We start from the raw sequence: 16,300 nt of genomic DNA, 5'->3' as shown, positions 1-16,300 counted from the left end.
GCGGCACTAGCTCAGTTGGTAGAGCGCGACCTTGCCAAGGTCGAGGTCACGAGTTCGAACCTCGTGTGCCGCTCCAATCTTTTATACCTCAAATTATCTCATATAAGTCATTTTATTAATCCTCAATTCAATTAATTTTGTATATTGCTTTTTGTAACTATTCTATTTTGAAGCATTAGCGTGATTGAAAATATCGATGGCATTTAATTGTTCATTTATATTCATCACTGATGTGTAAACCCCCATGGTTTACATCATCTCTTAGCGGTTATCACAGAGTCTTTAGGTAATTAATGGCTATCTAGTTAAACGCTCTTGAAGGCAATGGTTGCGCGTATTTAATATGTCTTTTAATCGCGGTGTTTGTAATCGCATTGCTTGATAGTGGAGTGACATTTTAAATGAGAAATATAATTCGTTGTGGCATTGCTTTTATCAGTATCATTACTGCTCTATCAGCTTATGCCGATACTGCTATTGCAAATGCGATTGTCGGCAAGAGTTTATGGACAACTATCGCTAGAGTGCATCCAACCCAGCCAGAAGTCGGAACTCGCGAAGTAGCTTACAAAGTAAATCGCTTTAAGTTAGATGCGCATAAACGCTTTGATGAGTATTGCGAGAAAATGGGAGCGCAAGGTGTGTTGTCTTATAGCGCTAAATCCAAACTAGCTAAGAGGAATAGCTTTTCTTGCAAAGCTGCTTATGGTTCTGATGCAAGCGCTCTGGAAACGGTAGTGATAGCGCCTAATCATCACATTTATCTTACCGACGGGCATCACACTCTCACCAGTTTTGACACTATTACCGGCTCTGAGCTGCCTGTATTAGTGAGCGTGACACATGATTTTCGAGCGCTGAAAAATATGGATGAGTTCTGGCAAAAGATGCAAACTTTGCACTTAGTTTGGCTACATTCATCCTCTCAAGGCGATATTCAACCCGCCCAGCTGCCTCAACATCTTGGGCTCAAATTTATGAAAGATGATCCCTATCGCGGCGTGTTGTATTTCGTTCGTGATATTGGCTACCAAAAACCTCGTAATCCGCCCGCATTTTTAGAATTTTACTGGGAACAATGGCTCAAGAAGAATATTGATTTATCTAAATATGATTTAAATAGTCGTTCTGATTACGCCGCTTTAGTGAGTGATGTCGCACATAAAATGGTTAACTTGGCCCCAAATGCCATTGTTGCCAAAGCTGGCACGAAAGAGTTCAGAGCCAGTGAGCTTGGTGCGTTGCGTCATTTTAATCAACATCAAATGGCAAAATTAGTTTCACCCCAAGGGAAATTGGCATATGCCTTTGCTAACTAATGACTATCTATCGTATCGAAATTCAAGCTCTCAGCTATGGATTTTCTTGGTGGGTTTTATAGTTGTAAAGCTCTAAAGTTACTTGCGCTCATGGGCAGAAACTATAAAGTGATGAATAAATAATTTTAAGATAGGTGATGAAAATCAACCTATTGTTTTTCATTGGCTGAGAAAAGGAGAGTGCTCGTGCGTCAGATAACCAAAGATACAACCTTATGTATGTCACTGGCCGGCCGGCCCGGTAACTTTGGAACTCGTTTTCACAATTATCTCTACGAAGCGATGGGGCTTGATTATCTGTACAAAGCTTTTACGACATCTGATTTAGAATCTGCAATTGCTGGGGTCAGAGCTTTAGGCATTAGAGGCTGTGCGGTTTCTATGCCGTTTAAAGAGCAAGTGATTGATTATATCGATAAGTTAAATCACTCTGCCCAAGTCATTCAATCGGTGAATACAATTGTCAATGACAACGGCTATCTCAGCGCCTATAACACCGATTACATAGCGATTGAAACATTGCTAAAACAATACCAAGTGCCAACCCATCTTAGTTTTGCGTTACGCGGCAGCGGTGGGATGGCCAAAGCTGTGGCTTGTGCTCTAAAACAGGCTGGTTTTAATAAAGGGACTATCGTTGCGCGAAATGAGCAAACGGGGAACTCTTTGGCGAAGTTGTATGATTATGATTGGCAAAGCAGCACGGATAATCTTAATGCCGACTTTGTAATTAACGTCACACCCATCGGCATGCAAGGACCCAATGAACAGGATTTGTCATTTCCTGAAACCATGATCGACAACGCTCAGGTTGTTTTTGATGTGGTTGCGATGCCTGAGTTGACACCGCTGATTAAGCAGGCTCAGACTCAGGGCAAAACAGTCATCAAAGGTAGTGAAGTTTTCGCGCTACAGGCCGTTGAGCAATTTGCATTGTATACAGGGCAACGCCCTGATGATGAACTGTTTGCAAAAGCCGCCGCTTATGCGCGTGGTGCTTAAATAGATACTAGCGAGTTGATTCACCGCGCCTTGCATGAACTTACATTCAAGGCGCGTTTTTATATGCCTTCGCAATTTAATACGAATCGAGTCTTGTTAATCTTGTTGGTTTGCTGCTGCATGGGCGGCAAGTTTTTGCTCGGTTTTATGCTCATTGGGCGGCGATAAAGCGATCAGCGTTTCCCCAGGTTGCGGCAGCTGTTCTTGGCTAATAATTGGATGAAGCTGCTCTTTTTGATCGACAATAAACAGTGGCAATGCTTCTTTTTGACGAGTCGAGTAATCATCCCAAGTAAAGGTTTCGTTTAGTTTTGTGATTTTCACCTGCCAGCCTTGCTTGAGCAGTGAGTTCAGTTTGGTAAACGTACAATCTTCCCAAAACAGAATTTGTCGAGCTCTAAATGTTGCGCTTTCTTGGTTAGCAAATCCTTTGCCTTGCGTTGAGCGAATCGAATAAACCTGTTCGCTGTTATAGAGATAGGCAAAATGGGTAATTGCAATCGCGTTTTGGTGGCGGTTAGGGGACAGCGCCAGCACTTGTCGAATGCTTGAAAAATCAAGCGCTGCCTCTGCTTGTTCTGACTGTGGATTGCCGTAATAGGCATTCAGTCCATCCATTCGGGCAAGTCGATAGTTTTCCCAAACCGGATCGGCCAGCAACACTTCAAAATTAGCTTTTTGTAAGGCAGCTGCGATGGAGCGGGCCAAGGTGTTGGCACCAAAGATTAATACCCCTCGCGGAGCTTGCTGGACAACGCCGAGCATGCGGGCAATTGGACCTGCCGTTAAGCTTTGTAAAACCACCGTTGCAATAATCACCGCAAACGATAGCGACACCAATTTATCGGCATCGGGGATCCCCGCTTGTTCTAAGCGCAATGCAAATAAAGAGCTAACTGCCGCCGCGACAATCCCTCTTGGCGCAATCCATGATAGAAATGCTCTGTCTTTCCAATTTAATTTAGGCGTTGAGGCACTGAGCAAGACGCAGATAGGCCGAGCAATAAATTGCACCACTGCAAGAAGTGCCAGTAATGGCCAGCCTAGCGAAAGCAAGTTATCGAGATTAATGCGAGCTGCTAGTAGAATAAATAATGCTGAAATGAGAATCACCGAGAGATCCTCTTTAAACTCCATAATATCGCCAATATCGATATCAGAGCGATTAGCCAGCACCATTCCCATTACGGTTACCGTTAAAAGTCCTGATTCGTGTTGCAGATGCTCACTCAGCGAATAAGCAAGTAATACAATGGCAAGCACGCCCACTTTGCGCAGATACATCGGTAGCCAGCCGCGTTTGAGAGTGATAGCTATCGCATACCCTGCACCAAGGCCTAATGTGCCGCCAAGACCAATCGTTTTACTGATAATGCCAAGGCTATGTACGGCAGCCTCTTGCGATGCCTGAATGATAACGAATTCAAACATAAGCACCGCAAAAATAGCGCCTAATGGGTCAACAATAATGCCTTCCCAACGCAGAATTTTATCGAGCTCCGTACGTGGGCGAATGGTTCTTAGCATCGGTGCTACCACGGTAGGGCCAGTGACCACCATAATTGCGCCAAACAACAAAGATACCTCGACGGAAATGCCAAGTAGCAAATGGCAAGCAAATGCCAAAATAATAAAGGTGCAGATAAGCCCAATACTGACCAAGTTCCAGACTACCTTCACAAGGCCTTTAATTTCGTGAAAGCGTAAGGTCAGTGCGCCTTCAAACAAGATGATGGCCACCGCAATAGACACAATCGGGAAGAGTAGCTCACCGAGCAGTTGGTCAGGATGTAACACACCGGTTACAGGACCCAGTAATAAACCCGCTGTCAGTAAAAATAAAATAGCAGGAAGTTTTAGTCGCCATGCAATCCATTGGGCAGCCAATGAAATGGCGGCAATCAAGGAAATGGCCGGAGCAAGTTCAGTCATTCGTATCGCCCTTGTTGATTTGCCAAAAATCCTAGCTAGCATCGTTAACACGGTCAAGCTTAAGTTGAAAAAATGTAACAAGATAAGCGAGTTAAAATGACTTCATGCTTGCTATGTCCAATCTCTAACTATGGGTAGAGTTTGCTGATGTAGCAAATAAAAATCGCTTGCTCTAGGTGTTAAAGCTGGACATAATAATCGCCTCAAATGTAAAGACTGGCTAAAAATTAACAAAAAATCAGTCAGATATCATTCATGGATCACCCATCTGTCAACGTGTTTAATGAGTCATTATTTGTTGGCAGAGCAGCGATTTTTAGCCCTGTCTTCACAGGGCTTTTTTGATCGCTTTGTCATGTCGCGTTATAACTTGATTGACTGACCAAAAGCGTGTCATTGGGGGAGTAGGAACTATGGCAATTATCGAATTAATTAAGCCTGAACATGATGCTCAGATTGAACAGATTGTGCATACCGTGTTGGCCGAGTTTGGCGCAAGTGGGCCAGGGTACGCTTGTGCTGATCCGCAGCTGAAATCTTTGAGCCGTTTTTATCGGCCACAAAAAATGAATTACTGGGTAGCGCTGGATGAACACCATAAAGTGTTGGGTGGCGCTGGCATTGGCCCGTTAAGCGGCAGCGATGATATCTGTGAATTGCAGAAAATGTATTTATTGCCTGAAGGGCGATCTTTAGGAATCGGTCAGCAGTTAATGCAAACTTGCTTAGAATTCGCCAAGCAGTATTACAGCGCTTGTTATCTAGAAACGCTCGAGCATATGAATAAAGCGCAAAAGCTATATCGACGTAATGGTTTTGAGCAGATTAATCAGCCACTAGGTCAAACTGGGCATAGCCGTTGTAACACGTGGTATCTTCATAAGTTTTAAATGTTACGCATCGCGCGCAAGGCCTTTTTCAACGATTCTAATGAGTCGTGAGGTTTGCCGTGTCACGACTTGGAGTTGGTTATAGTGCTGATTGAGAGCCCAATCGATGTGCTCTTTAACTAGCTCTGATGAATCAGTGCGGGCATCTTCGAGGGCTTGAATGATGACAATCGATGTGGGGGCATTGCCAAGTGCCACTGCAATATTGCGTTGCCAGCGTTCATGACCAATTCGACGGATAGGCGAGCCTTGCGTCTTTGCTAAAAATGTTGCTTCGTCCCAAGCAAAAAGTTCCAATAAAGTCTCTTTATCCAGTTCGTGACGCGGTAAAAAGTCGTTTTCTTCACCGAGCTGACTTTGGCGATTATATGGGCAAGCCAGCTGGCAATCATCGCACCCATAAATGCGATTGCCCATCAAAGGGCGAAACTCTTCGGCAATCGAACCGGGATTTTCAATGGTTAGATAGGAGATGCAGCGCCGGGCATCGATGGTATATGGCTGTGTAATTGCGCCAGTGGGGCACAATGTCATACAAGCCACGCAGTTACCACATTGCGGCTCGATAGGGTTATCTGTAGGAAGCGGCAAATTCACGAGCAGCTCACCTAAGAAAAACCAAGAGCCTTCACATGGGTGAATCAACAAGGTATGTTTGCCTGTCCAACCGAGTCCTGCCTTTTCAGCTAGTGGGCGTTCCATGAGCGGGGCTGAGTCAACAAATGGCCGATAATCGAGACTCTCACAAACAGTTTTAATTTTTTCTGCTAGCTTTTTTAAGCGCTTGCGTAATACTTTGTGGTAATCACGCCCTAGGGCATAACGGCTAATATAGGCTCGATTTGGGTTTTTCAGTGTTGAGGCAAATCCGGCATCGCTGATTAGATAATTCATACGCACACTAATTACCCGAAGCGTTCCGGGATGCAGCTGCGCCGGATCTTCTCGTAATTGTTGATTGCGCTGCATAAAACTCATCTCACCGTGGTAGCCACGGGATAGCCAATCGCGGTAGGATTGGATGTGATCACTCACATCGGTATCAGTAATACCAACCTGAGCAAACCCAAGTTGTTTGCCCCATTGTTTGATATCGAGCGCTAATTGATTGAAATCGATTTTGGAATTTTCGGCCATGATTCGTATAACACCAGACTATAGCGCGACTTTACCATATTCTTTATGGACTGCCGACCAAGTTAAGCGCGCTGAACCTAAATTGGCAGCCCAAGCCCAAGTCTCTCTGTATCAATTAATGTTATTAGCGGGGACCAACGGCTTTTCCCTGCTTCGTCAACGCTGGCCCCAAGCGCAGCACCTGTTAATTATCTGCGGAGGCGGAAACAATGGCGGTGATGCCTTAGTCATCGCCAAGTTAGCGATTGAAGCTGGCATGCAGGTATCACTGCTGGTGCATGGTGATGTCAGTAAATTTCCTAAAGAGGCTGCGCAAGCTTGGCAAGAGCTTCCCCGTCAGCAATTAACTCAGATAGAGTCATTGTCTGAGGCTCCCAAAGATATCGATGTGATTGTCGATGGATTACTGGGCGCTGGGCTTAAAGGCCATGTGCGTGATGATGCCGCGCAGCTTATCAATGAGCTTAACTTATGGGAATTGCCGATATTAGCCCTTGATATTCCATCTGGTTTATCGGCCGATACAGGCCAGCCCTTGGGGTGTGCTTTAACCTGTGATGCAACGATTACTTTTATCGGCGTTAAACAAGGGCTACTTACCGCTCAGGCAGCCAATTATTGCGGTCAGCTTTATTACAGCTCTTTGGGATTAGACTCGGTCTTGGGCGAGTTTGAACCGACGGATTGCAAACGCAGCGATTACTCAAAATTGCATGTACTGCTACCTAAACGCTCCCGCACCGCGCACAAAGGTATGTTTGGTCGCGTTGCACTGTTTGGTGGTGATTTAGGAACGCCTGGTGCTATTCGCATGGCCGCCGAGGCGAGTCAGCGGGTTGGCGCCGGATTGGTAACGGTTATTTCACAGGCTGAGAATTTATCCATTATTTTAAATTCTCGTCCAGAGTTGATGGCTCGTGGGGTGAGTATTGATGATGAAGCCATTGTTCAACAATTTCTTAAAGCGACCAGTGTTCATGTCTTAGGGCCCGGGCTGGGCCAGAGTGACTGGTCGAAGTGGTTATTCAGCCAAGTTGTTGCCAGCGATAAACTGTTGGTGCTTGATGCTGACGGTTTAAATTTATTGGCGAAATCATCCCTAGAGCGGCAAAACTGGGTCTTAACTCCACATCCGGGTGAAGCATCCCGGTTATTGGATTGTTCAGTGGCAGACATTGAAAATGACCGTTTTGGTGCGGTACGAGAAATTGCCTCAAAATATCAGGCTGTTACTTTGCTTAAAGGCGCCGGGTCATTGGTTGCGAGCCCATCGGGTGAAGTTCGTGTGTTAAATGTTGGGAACCCCGGAATGGCTAGTGGTGGTATGGGGGATGTACTTTCAGGTATGATTGCAGGTTTACTGGCTCAGCATCTTCCAATGTTTGAAGCAGTGTGTTTAGCTGTGTGTATCCATGGCAGTGCCGCTGATAGGGCCGCCAAAGATGGCGAGCGGGGGATGTTAGCCAGCGATTTATTCGCCCATATTCGGGTATTGGTCAATCCGGAAAACTAAATAAATACAATGAAGTGGCAGCTAGAATTAGCCGATAGCTCGGCAACCGTAGAATTAGGGCGCAAGATTGCAGCGCAGATTGATGCACCGTTAACCATTTTTCTTAATGGGGAACTTGGCGCTGGTAAAACGACTCTAACTCGAGGAATCGTTCAGGGAATGGGGCATCAAGGAAATGTGAAAAGCCCCACATATACGCTGGTTGAGCCTTACCAGTTAGGTCACTGGCAGATAAATCATTTTGATTTATATCGACTGGCAGACCCTGAAGAGCTCGAATTTATTGGGATTCGAGATTATTTCGGTCCGGGGCAAATTGCCATTATCGAATGGCCTGCAAAAGGCGAGGGGATGATTGGAAAACCTGATTTAGTCATCTTATTGAGCTATCAGGGACACTCTCGCAAGGTCGAATTTAGCGCTCATTCGAGCGCCGCTAAGCGTCTATTAACGCAGTTAATAGACAGTTATTCATAGTTATTTTTATATAAAGGTCTCATGCAGCGTCGTTTTTTTAAGTGGTGTATTGCACTTAGTGTCTTGTTTTGGACGTTAAGTGTTCAAGCAGTTACGAGCAATCAGATCAGTGATATTCGCACTTGGTCTGGTTCTGGGCATACAAGGGTTGTTCTTGATCTGACTAAAGAGCCCCAATTTAGCTATTTTCGATTACGAAACCCGGACCGGCTCGTAATTGATTTGGCTGCGACCCACAATGAGGTGAATTTATCCAAAGTTCATATTCGCGGTAAATTACTCAAGCGGATTCGTCGTAGTACGCCACCAAAGAAGGCTGATTATCGCTTAGTCTTAGACCTTTCCTCGCGGGTGAAGCCATCAGTTTTTCCGTTACCTGCAACTCAAAAATCCAAACCACGATTAGTTATCGATTTACCCGATAATAGCCCTGTGCCGCCTAAAGTGACGCCGTCTAAACCCGTAAAGACCCAGGCCAGCGCCAGTAAGGCCACGCGTGACATTATTGTGGTCATGGATGCCGGACATGGCGGCAAAGATACTGGTGCGATTGGTCCCCACCATAAGTTTGAAAAAAATGTGACGCTGCCGATTGCCAAAAAAGTGGCTGCACTATTTAACAAAGAACCGGGCATGAAAGGAATGTTGACTCGCAGTGGCGACTATTTTATTCCGCTTGATAAACGCTCTGAAATTGCCCGTCAAGATCATGCCGATTTGTTAATCTCTATCCATGCTGATGGCTTTGCCTCTCCTGAGCCACATGGCGCTTCTGTTTGGGTGTTATCAGCGCGACGGGCTAACCGAGAAATTAACCGCTGGCTGGATCAGAGTCAGCAGCCGACCGAGCTACTTGGTGGTGCCGGTGAGGTGCTTAAAACATCCCCGAATGATCAATATCTGGCCCATGCTCTATTGGATATGAGCATGGATCATTCAATGAATACTGGGTTTGTGATTGCCTCTGATATTGTTGATCAGCTTAAAAAAGTCACCTATATGCATAAGCGTAAGCCGCAGCACGCCAGCCTTGCGGTGCTAAAAGCGCCGGATATTCCATCAATGTTGGTTGAAACTGGTTTTATTACCAATCCTAAAGAAGAGAAATTATTAAATTCACCTCGCCATCAGCAGCGCATTGCCAATGCCATTTTTACCGGGGTGCGTAACTATTATCGCCAGCATCCACCGATTGGAACGTGGTATGCGGCCCATTACGGTAAAGTAAAATATGCTGTGAAAAGCGGCGATTCTCTTTCACTCATTGCTCAGCGTTATCAGACCAGTGTGGAAGCTATCAAAAGTACCAATAAATTACGTAGCAATGTGCTGAGCATTGGGCAAGTGCTGGTGATACCGAAACATTAACCTGGAGAGCTAATGGCTATTCACATTTTGCCAGCGCAACTGGCTAACCAGATAGCCGCAGGTGAAGTCGTTGAGCGGCCCGCCTCGGTGGTTAAAGAGCTGGTAGAAAATAGTATTGATGCTGGCGCACAGACCATCGAAGTTGTCATCGACAGGGGGGGGCACAAGCGAATTTTAGTTCGTGATGATGGCTGTGGAGTCAGTGAGCAAGAACTAACACTGGCATTATCGCGTCATGCAACCAGTAAGCTGTCGAGCCAAGATGACCTTGAACATATTCATACTTTGGGGTTTCGCGGCGAAGCACTGGCCAGTATCAGCTCCGTTTCTCGCTTAACCTTAACGTCACGTCCGAAGGATCAGGACAAGGCCTGGCAGGCACAAGCTGCTGGTCGCGACATGAATGTGAATGTGACTCCTGCAGCGCACCCTGTTGGGACGAGTGTTGAGGTGCTTGATCTGTTTTTTAATACGCCAGCGCGACGGAAATTTTTGCGCAGCGAGAAAACTGAATTTACCCATATTGATGAGCTCTTAAAGCGCTTGGCGCTCAGCCATTATGACATCACGATTAAAGTCACTCATAACGATAAACTGCTGCGTCAATATCGCGCAGCCCAAACACCTGAACAGTATGCGCGCCGAGTCGCGGCGGTGATGGGTAAGCGGTTTATCGAGCAATCATGGGCGATTGATAATCAGCATCAAAATTTGCGGTTATGGGGATGGGTCGGAACACCGCAAGCTGCTTGTCCTAGCAACGAATTACAGTATTTTTATGTGAATGGACGAGTGATTCGCGACAAACTTATTTTGCACGCTATTCGCCAAAGTTTTGCCAATGTTATTGACGATAAACTGTATCCGAGTTTTGTCTTGTACCTAGAGTTGCCAACTGAGCAGGTTGATGTGAATGTGCATCCGACCAAGCATGAAGTGCGTTTTCATCAAGCAAGATTGATTCACGACTACATTCAAAAAGTGCTCAATGAAGTGATACAGCCTCATCTTGATGAAGAATATACCCAAGATGTTAGTGCTCACTATCATGATTACGCAGTGGCTGAACCATCAGTAGAGACGAAAGAAGCGAAAAGTAGCCCTCAGAGCTCAACAAGCTATCAACCCACGCCTCTTCGTTATAAACACAGTGATGGACCAAGCCAAAGACAGTTAACTACTCAGCGCCAGTGGTTGGCTGACTCGGCTAAGAGTGAACCCAGCCAAAGCGCTGCAATTTCATCATCGGGGGCATCACTGCGTCCGCTGCAGCTGCTCGGTCAAAGTCATTTACTGGTCGGCGATCAGACTTCGCAACTTGCTTTGTTAGACTTAGCTAAAACTTGGCAGCAGGTTTATACCCAACAATTTATCAAGCAGTGGCCAAAGATTGTCGCGGCACCTCTGTTATTGCCGCAAAAAATTGTTTTAGATGAAGAGGCTGCAGATTGGGCTGGCGCCCATCTTGAGCTGTTAGCACAATTGGGCATCTCAATGCGCGATGACAAAACGCATCTAACTCTGCTTGCTATTCCAAGCAGCTTACGCCGAGCAGCCCAGCAACCGTTTATCGAGCGCTTAGTGGCGGTGTTGATGCAACATGTGAGTGCTCTTGAGGATACGTCATGGTTGTGTCAGCAATTAGCCATTGCTGGCAGCTCTGAGCTTCAGTTTAATTGGTCATCAGCGCTTGGCGTTTATCAGCAATCGCTAGAATTAACGGACGGTGTGTTAAGTGAACAATTACTAACTTTTGTGGATGATAGTTTGATTTTAAAGGCATTACATAATGACTAATCTGGCACCAGTGCTTACTTTAATGGGGCCAACAGCATCTGGTAAAACGGCTTTGGCGATGCAGTTGTGCGATCATCTGCCAGTTGATTTGATTAGTGTGGACTCAGCGTTAGTTTATCGCCAGATGGATATTGGTACAGCTAAACCGACAATTGATGAGCTTAAACGTTATCCGCATCAACTGATTGATATTCGCGAGCCAAATCAGAGCTATTCGGCCGCTGATTTTCGAACCGATGCGCTTGATGCGATTCAAAAAGCGCATCAGCGTGGGCGAATTCCGCTGCTTGTCGGTGGCACGATGCTTTATTATAAAGCGCTTATTGAGGGGCTTTCGGCACTGCCCAGTGCGGATGAAAAACTGCGTGAAGAGATTGCCAATCAAGCAGCTGAAGTCGGCTGGCAAAAGCTGCATCAAGAACTTCTTAAATATGACCCGCAAAGTGCTGCGCGTATCCATCCGAATGACCCACAGCGCTTAATGCGAGCCATTGAAGTGTATCGGTTAAGCGGCAAGACGTTAACTGAGCTTAATGCACAAAAGCCACCAGAATTTCCCTATCCGCTTTATCAGTTTGCAATTGCGCCGCAAGAGCGAAGTGTCTTGCATCAGCGTATTGAGCAGCGCCTAAGTCTGATGCTTGAGCAAGGATTTGAGCAAGAGGTTCGCCGGTTAATGGCTCGTAGTGATTTATCTTTGCAGATGCCATCAATGCGCTGTGTCGGCTATCGCCAAATGTGGCAATATCTATTAGGCGAGTTTGATTATGAGCAGATGCGTCAAAAAGCGCTCGCTGCGACTCGCCAGCTAGCTAAACGCCAGCTGACCTGGCTTCGTGGTTGGCAACAAGTTACCTGGTTGGATAGTTTGGACGCCAATGCGTTCACAAAACTTCTAGCTAGTTTACCGGAAAACTTGAAATTCTGCCTATAAGGCCTCAAGTTACTGGTATATAATTAAAACTAAGACCGTAAAAAAAACTAATAACAGTAAATTTACTATAACAATATAAGGAAACCATCAATGGCTAAGGGGCAATCATTACAAGACCCATTTTTGAATGCGTTGCGGCGGGAACGCATTCCTGTTTCTATTTATTTGGTCAATGGCATTAAATTGCAAGGACAAGTGGAATCGTTCGATCAGTTTGTTATTTTGCTAAAAAACACCGTCAGTCAAATGGTTTATAAGCATGCGATTTCAACGGTAGTGCCTGCACGACCTGTTTCGCATCATACTCCGACTGAAGGTGGCGAGAGTTAATTGTTTTTCAGGCTTTATGCCTGTTGATAAGGAGTTTTAAAGCTTGTTTGACCGCTATGAAGCTGGTGAGCGGGCCGTGCTGGTGCATATTCACTTTTCAAGTGAAGATGACCGCGAAGATCTGCAAGAGCTGGAGATGTTAGTCAGCTCTGCTGGCGTCGATTCAGTGGCCGTGGTGACCGGAAGCCGCAATGTTCCTCATCCTAAATATTATGTTGGAGAAGGTAAAGCCGAAGAGATTGCTCAGGCTGTTCTCCAACATGAAGCCAATGTGGTTATTTTTAACCATGCGTTATCCCCTGCCCAAGAGAGAAATCTAGAACGTTTATGTAAGTGCCGGGTGCTTGATCGCACGACGCTAATTCTAGATATTTTTGCTCAGCGCGCTAGAACTTATGAAGGTAAGTTACAAGTTGAGTTAGCTCAGTTACGCCATCTATCGACTCGATTGGTACGTGGCTGGACGCACTTGGAGCGACAAAAAGGTGGGATTGGTCTGCGAGGCCCTGGGGAAACTCAGCTGGAAACAGACCGGCGATTATTACGAGCTCGGATCAAAAATATTCTGGCACGGCTCGAGAAAGTGAGTAAACAACGAGAACAGGGGCGTCGAGCTCGTCAGCGAGCTGAGGTGCCAACGGTTTCGTTAGTAGGTTATACCAACGCAGGTAAATCTACTTTGTTTAACAATGTAACGACGGCAGAGGTTTATGCTGCCGATCAGTTATTTGCAACATTGGATCCGACATTACGTCGTTTAGAAATTCAAGACGTAGGGCCAACGATTCTGGCTGATACTGTCGGATTTATTCGGCATTTGCCGCATGATCTCGTTGCTGCTTTTAAAGCAACATTGCAAGAGACTCATGATGCTCAGTTATTGCTCCATGTCATTGATTGTAGTGACGATAGGGTGAGCGATAATATTGAGCAAGTACAGCTGGTCCTTGATGAAATCGGTGCCAGTGAAGTTCCTCAGCTTTTGGTGATGAATAAAATCGATGAAGTTGAAGGAATTGAAGCGCACGTTGATCGTGATGATGAAGGTGTACCGATAAGGGTCTGGATTAGTGCGCGTCAAAACGTCGGTATTGAATACCTGATGGAAGCGATTAAAGAACGATTGGCAGGAGCCATGGTTGAGCAGCAAATTATGTTGCCGCCAACTGCGGGTAAACTGCGTAGTCAACTTTATCAGTTAGATGCTATCAGTGAAGAAAATATGGACGAACAAGGCAATTGGCTGCTTGACATTCGCGTTCCTAAAGTAGAGTGGGCACGTTTATGTAAACACTATGATGAGCTGCCAGATGTGGTCAATTCGCAAGATACGGACTAAGGTTTAAATCAGAATAAACAGCGGAGAGTCAAATGGCCTGGAACGAGCCTGGAGGCAATAAAGGAGGCGGTGATCGTGATCCTTGGGGTAATAAGAACAAAAATCAGGGGCCGCCTGATTTAGATGCAATTTTTGGTAAGTTAGGCCGACGTATTATGGCCTTATTAGGTGGAAAAAAATCGGCAGGTGGGCCTGGTGGCTCAAGCTCTGGCGGTGGTTTTTTCCATCCGAAAGTTTTAGTGGCGGTTGTTGGTGTCCTAGTTATTATCTGGGCGGTCAGCGGTTTTTATACTGTTAAGGAAGAACAACGTGGTGTTTTACTGCGCTTGGGCTCTTATCAGGGCGAAGTACTGCCTGGTTTGCACTGGAAACCAACTTTTATCGATAAAGTGATTCCTGTTGCTGTGGCCAAAATTCGGTCTCTGCCAGCATCTGGTTTTATGCTCACTGAAGATGAAAATGTGGTGCGGGTTGAACTTGATGTTCAGTATCGAGTCAGTGAACCAGAAAAATATCTGTTTAGTGTCACCAATGCTGATGATAGTTTGCGCCAAGCCACTGACAGTGCGCTGCGCTACGTGATTGGTCACACCAAAATGGATGACATTTTGACTGTTGGTCGTGAAAAGGTTCGTCAAGAAACTTGGAAGCTGATCGATAAGATTATCAAACCTTATAACATGGGTATTACTGTTGTTGATGTGAACTTCTTGCCAGCTCGTCCACCAGAACAGGTGAAAAAAGCATTTGATGATGCGATTGCCGCTCAAGAAGATGAACAGACTTATATCCGTAAAGCCGAAGCCTATCAGCGTGAAGTTGAGCCAAAAGCTCGTGGTCGTGCGCAGCGTTTAATTCAGCAGGCTGAAGCATATAAACAGCAAGTTGTCATGAAAGCTGAAGGTGAAGTTGCGCAGTTTGATAAACTGTTACCTGAATATCGCCAGGCTCCGGAAATTACTCGCCAACGTTTGTATATGGAAACGATGGAAGGCATTTATGCTGAGACTCCAAAAATATTTGTCGATGCTAAAAATAACAACAATATGTTGTATTTGCCGATCGATAAGTTGATGGAACAGGCTAAACAGCAAAAGGCAGCGAGTACTCAGGACTCGAGCGATATGAGCAAGTCTAGCTCTTCAACGACTTCGTCTTCATCATCTAGCTCGTCTTCAACCAGTAATCAGAACGTGCGCAATGTTCCTTTGCGCAGTGATGATATCCGCACTGACCGCTATGGGAGAAATTAAATGAAACAGTTCTCAATTATTGCCGTCATTGTGGTGTTACTGCTTGGCTACTCTTCCATCTTTGTTGTTCAGGAAGGTCAGCGTGGATTGGTGATTCAGTTTGGTAAAATCAAACGTGGCGGCGATCAGCAGCCGGAGGTTTACGGGCCAGGTTTGCATTTTAAAGTGCCTTTTATCGATTCGGTTAAAAAACTGGATGCGCGTATTCAGACGATGGATGGTCAGCCAGATCGCTATTTCACCTCTGAGAAAAAAGATCTGATCATTGATTCTTATGTCAAATGGAAAATCACTGATTTTCGTAAGTTTTTGCTCTCAACGGGAGGCAGTATTCCGCAAGCTGAGTCACTGCTCAAACGTAAGATCAGCAACGGATTACGTAGTGAAATTGGTGGCCGAACCATTGACCAGATTGTATCGGGTGAACGTAGTGCAATTATGGAAGAGGCGTTAAAACGCTCAGCTCGCTCATCTGAAATTGGTGTGACAGTGCTTGATGTGCGCATTAAGCAAATTAATCTGCCAACTGAAGTGAGTACCAGTATCTTTGAAAGGATGCGTGCTGAACGTCATGCGGTTGCTACAGAGCATCGTTCTAAAGGTCGTGAACAAGCTGAAATTATTCGTGCTAATGTTGACCGTACGGTTTCGGTATTGCTGGCGGATGCGGATCGTAAAGCTCGTACTATTCGTGGTGAAGGTGATGCGCAAGCGGCTAAAATTTACGCGACTGCATTCACTAAAGACCCGAAATTTTTCGAGTTCTGGCGTAGTTTGCAGGCTTATCGCACTAGCTTTAAATCCGGTCACGATGTCATGGTTGTGAAACCTGACAGTGAATTTTTCGATGTCTTTAAAAAAGGCCCGGATGCATTACAAAAGTAACGCTCTTTTGAGTAAACTTAAAAACCGACCTAAATAGGTCGGTTTTTTTGTGCCTAGAAAACCCCCAGCTAGGCTGGGGGTTCAGTAAAGCTTTCAGCTATGAGTCTGTTATAAAACCCCTTTC

14 protein-coding genes and 1 tRNA gene are annotated in these 16,300 nt (G+C 45.5%); 13 read left to right on the top strand and 2 right to left on the bottom strand.

Features of this window, described 5'->3' with window-relative positions; all coding sequences use genetic code 11:
• The 3 genes from ABTQ23_RS20850 to ABTQ23_RS20840 all read left to right on the top strand — a co-directional run bounded on the left by ABTQ23_RS20850 (position 1) and on the right by ABTQ23_RS20840 (position 2,321).
• Positions 1–76, top strand: a tRNA-Gly gene (locus tag ABTQ23_RS20850).
• Positions 77–401: 325 nt separating this feature from the next.
• The gene (locus tag ABTQ23_RS20845; RefSeq protein WP_408617690.1) at positions 402–1,319 is read left to right on the top strand and encodes a ParB/Srx family N-terminal domain-containing protein; all 918 of its coding nucleotides are present in this window, start codon (positions 402–404) and stop codon (positions 1,317–1,319) included.
• A 180-nt stretch (positions 1,320–1,499) separates the two neighbouring features.
• Positions 1,500–2,321 (top strand): shikimate 5-dehydrogenase, encoded by an 822-nt coding sequence (locus ABTQ23_RS20840; protein ID WP_408617689.1) that lies wholly within the window; start codon positions 1,500–1,502, stop codon positions 2,319–2,321.
• A 96-nt stretch (positions 2,322–2,417) separates the two neighbouring features.
• Here ABTQ23_RS20840 and ABTQ23_RS20835 read toward each other — a convergent pair whose 3' ends face one another.
• Positions 2,418–4,253: a cation:proton antiporter gene (locus ABTQ23_RS20835; RefSeq protein ID WP_408617688.1), complete on the bottom strand. Its 1,836-nt coding sequence runs from the start codon at positions 4,251–4,253 to the stop codon at positions 2,418–2,420.
• 413 nt (positions 4,254–4,666) lie between these two features.
• Here ABTQ23_RS20835 and ABTQ23_RS20830 point away from each other — a divergent pair, with 413 nt between their 5' ends.
• Positions 4,667–5,143: a GNAT family N-acetyltransferase gene (locus ABTQ23_RS20830; protein WP_408617687.1), complete on the top strand. Its 477-nt coding sequence runs from the start codon at positions 4,667–4,669 to the stop codon at positions 5,141–5,143.
• A 3-nt stretch (positions 5,144–5,146) separates the two neighbouring features.
• On the opposite strand, the gene queG is transcribed toward ABTQ23_RS20830, so the two are convergent.
• Complete coding sequence (gene queG, locus ABTQ23_RS20825) at positions 5,147–6,280, bottom strand: tRNA epoxyqueuosine(34) reductase QueG (RefSeq protein WP_408617686.1); 1,134 nt, start codon at positions 6,278–6,280, stop codon at positions 5,147–5,149.
• On the opposite strand from queG, the gene ABTQ23_RS20820 reads away from it, so the two are divergent.
• The 9 genes from ABTQ23_RS20820 (at position 6,279) to hflC (ending at position 16,176) form a co-directional block, all read left to right on the top strand.
• Positions 6,279–7,793, top strand: coding sequence for an NAD(P)H-hydrate dehydratase (locus ABTQ23_RS20820; protein WP_408617685.1), 1,515 nt, complete (start codon positions 6,279–6,281; stop codon positions 7,791–7,793). The two genes, queG and ABTQ23_RS20820, sit on opposite strands and share 2 nt — an antisense overlap.
• A gap of 9 nt (positions 7,794–7,802) precedes the next feature.
• Positions 7,803–8,270, top strand: a complete 468-nt coding sequence (gene tsaE / locus ABTQ23_RS20815) for a tRNA (adenosine(37)-N6)-threonylcarbamoyltransferase complex ATPase subunit type 1 TsaE (protein ID WP_408617684.1) — start codon at positions 7,803–7,805, stop codon at positions 8,268–8,270.
• A gap of 21 nt (positions 8,271–8,291) precedes the next feature.
• On the top strand, positions 8,292–9,638 hold the full coding sequence (locus tag ABTQ23_RS20810; protein ID WP_408617683.1) for an N-acetylmuramoyl-L-alanine amidase: 1,347 nt from the start codon (positions 8,292–8,294) through the stop codon (positions 9,636–9,638).
• A 12-nt stretch (positions 9,639–9,650) separates the two neighbouring features.
• A complete protein-coding gene (mutL, locus tag ABTQ23_RS20805) occupies positions 9,651–11,435 on the top strand; it encodes a DNA mismatch repair endonuclease MutL (RefSeq protein ID WP_408617682.1) in 1,785 nt (594 codons plus the stop codon).
• Positions 11,428–12,369, top strand: coding sequence for a tRNA (adenosine(37)-N6)-dimethylallyltransferase MiaA (gene miaA / locus ABTQ23_RS20800; protein WP_408617681.1), 942 nt, complete (start codon positions 11,428–11,430; stop codon positions 12,367–12,369). Before mutL ends, miaA begins: the two co-directional genes overlap by 8 nt.
• Before the next feature lie 90 nt (positions 12,370–12,459).
• The gene (gene hfq / locus ABTQ23_RS20795) at positions 12,460–12,699 is read left to right on the top strand and encodes an RNA chaperone Hfq (protein WP_131912478.1); all 240 of its coding nucleotides are present in this window, start codon (positions 12,460–12,462) and stop codon (positions 12,697–12,699) included.
• 43 nt (positions 12,700–12,742) lie between these two features.
• Entirely contained in the window at positions 12,743–14,038 is a 1,296-nt protein-coding gene (hflX, locus tag ABTQ23_RS20790) for a ribosome rescue GTPase HflX (protein WP_408617680.1), read from the top strand.
• A gap of 32 nt (positions 14,039–14,070) precedes the next feature.
• Entirely contained in the window at positions 14,071–15,291 is a 1,221-nt protein-coding gene (hflK, locus tag ABTQ23_RS20785) for an FtsH protease activity modulator HflK (protein ID WP_408617679.1), read from the top strand.
• Positions 15,292–16,176, top strand: a complete 885-nt coding sequence (gene hflC / locus ABTQ23_RS20780) for a protease modulator HflC (RefSeq protein WP_408617678.1) — start codon at positions 15,292–15,294, stop codon at positions 16,174–16,176. It begins immediately after the preceding gene.
• The last annotated feature ends 124 nt before the right edge of the window (positions 16,177–16,300 follow it).

The sequence above is a fragment of the Celerinatantimonas sediminis genome (assembly GCF_046054195.1).
GTDB lineage: Bacteria > Pseudomonadota > Gammaproteobacteria > Enterobacterales > Celerinatantimonadaceae > Celerinatantimonas.
The sequence above is the reverse complement of the archived record's forward strand: the minus strand, read 5'-3'. Positions and strand labels throughout refer to the sequence as shown.

Coding starts and splice junctions, on each gene's coding strand:
- hflC (WP_408617678.1), top strand. CDS start 15,292: ATGAAACAGTTCTCAATTATTGCCGTCATTGTGGTGTTACTGCTTGGC.
- hfq (WP_131912478.1), top strand. CDS start 12,460: ATGGCTAAGGGGCAATCATTACAAGACCCATTTTTGAATGCGTTGCGG.
- ABTQ23_RS20820 (WP_408617685.1), top strand. CDS start 6,279: ATGATTCGTATAACACCAGACTATAGCGCGACTTTACCATATTCTTTA.
- hflK (WP_408617679.1), top strand. CDS start 14,071: ATGGCCTGGAACGAGCCTGGAGGCAATAAAGGAGGCGGTGATCGTGAT.
- ABTQ23_RS20845 (WP_408617690.1), top strand. CDS start 402: ATGAGAAATATAATTCGTTGTGGCATTGCTTTTATCAGTATCATTACT.
- tsaE (WP_408617684.1), top strand. CDS start 7,803: ATGAAGTGGCAGCTAGAATTAGCCGATAGCTCGGCAACCGTAGAATTA.
- miaA (WP_408617681.1), top strand. CDS start 11,428: ATGACTAATCTGGCACCAGTGCTTACTTTAATGGGGCCAACAGCATCT.
- ABTQ23_RS20810 (WP_408617683.1), top strand. CDS start 8,292: ATGCAGCGTCGTTTTTTTAAGTGGTGTATTGCACTTAGTGTCTTGTTT.
- mutL (WP_408617682.1), top strand. CDS start 9,651: ATGGCTATTCACATTTTGCCAGCGCAACTGGCTAACCAGATAGCCGCA.
- ABTQ23_RS20830 (WP_408617687.1), top strand. CDS start 4,667: ATGGCAATTATCGAATTAATTAAGCCTGAACATGATGCTCAGATTGAA.
- ABTQ23_RS20835 (WP_408617688.1), bottom strand. CDS start 4,253: ATGACTGAACTTGCTCCGGCCATTTCCTTGATTGCCGCCATTTCATTG.
- queG (WP_408617686.1), bottom strand. CDS start 6,280: ATGGCCGAAAATTCCAAAATCGATTTCAATCAATTAGCGCTCGATATC.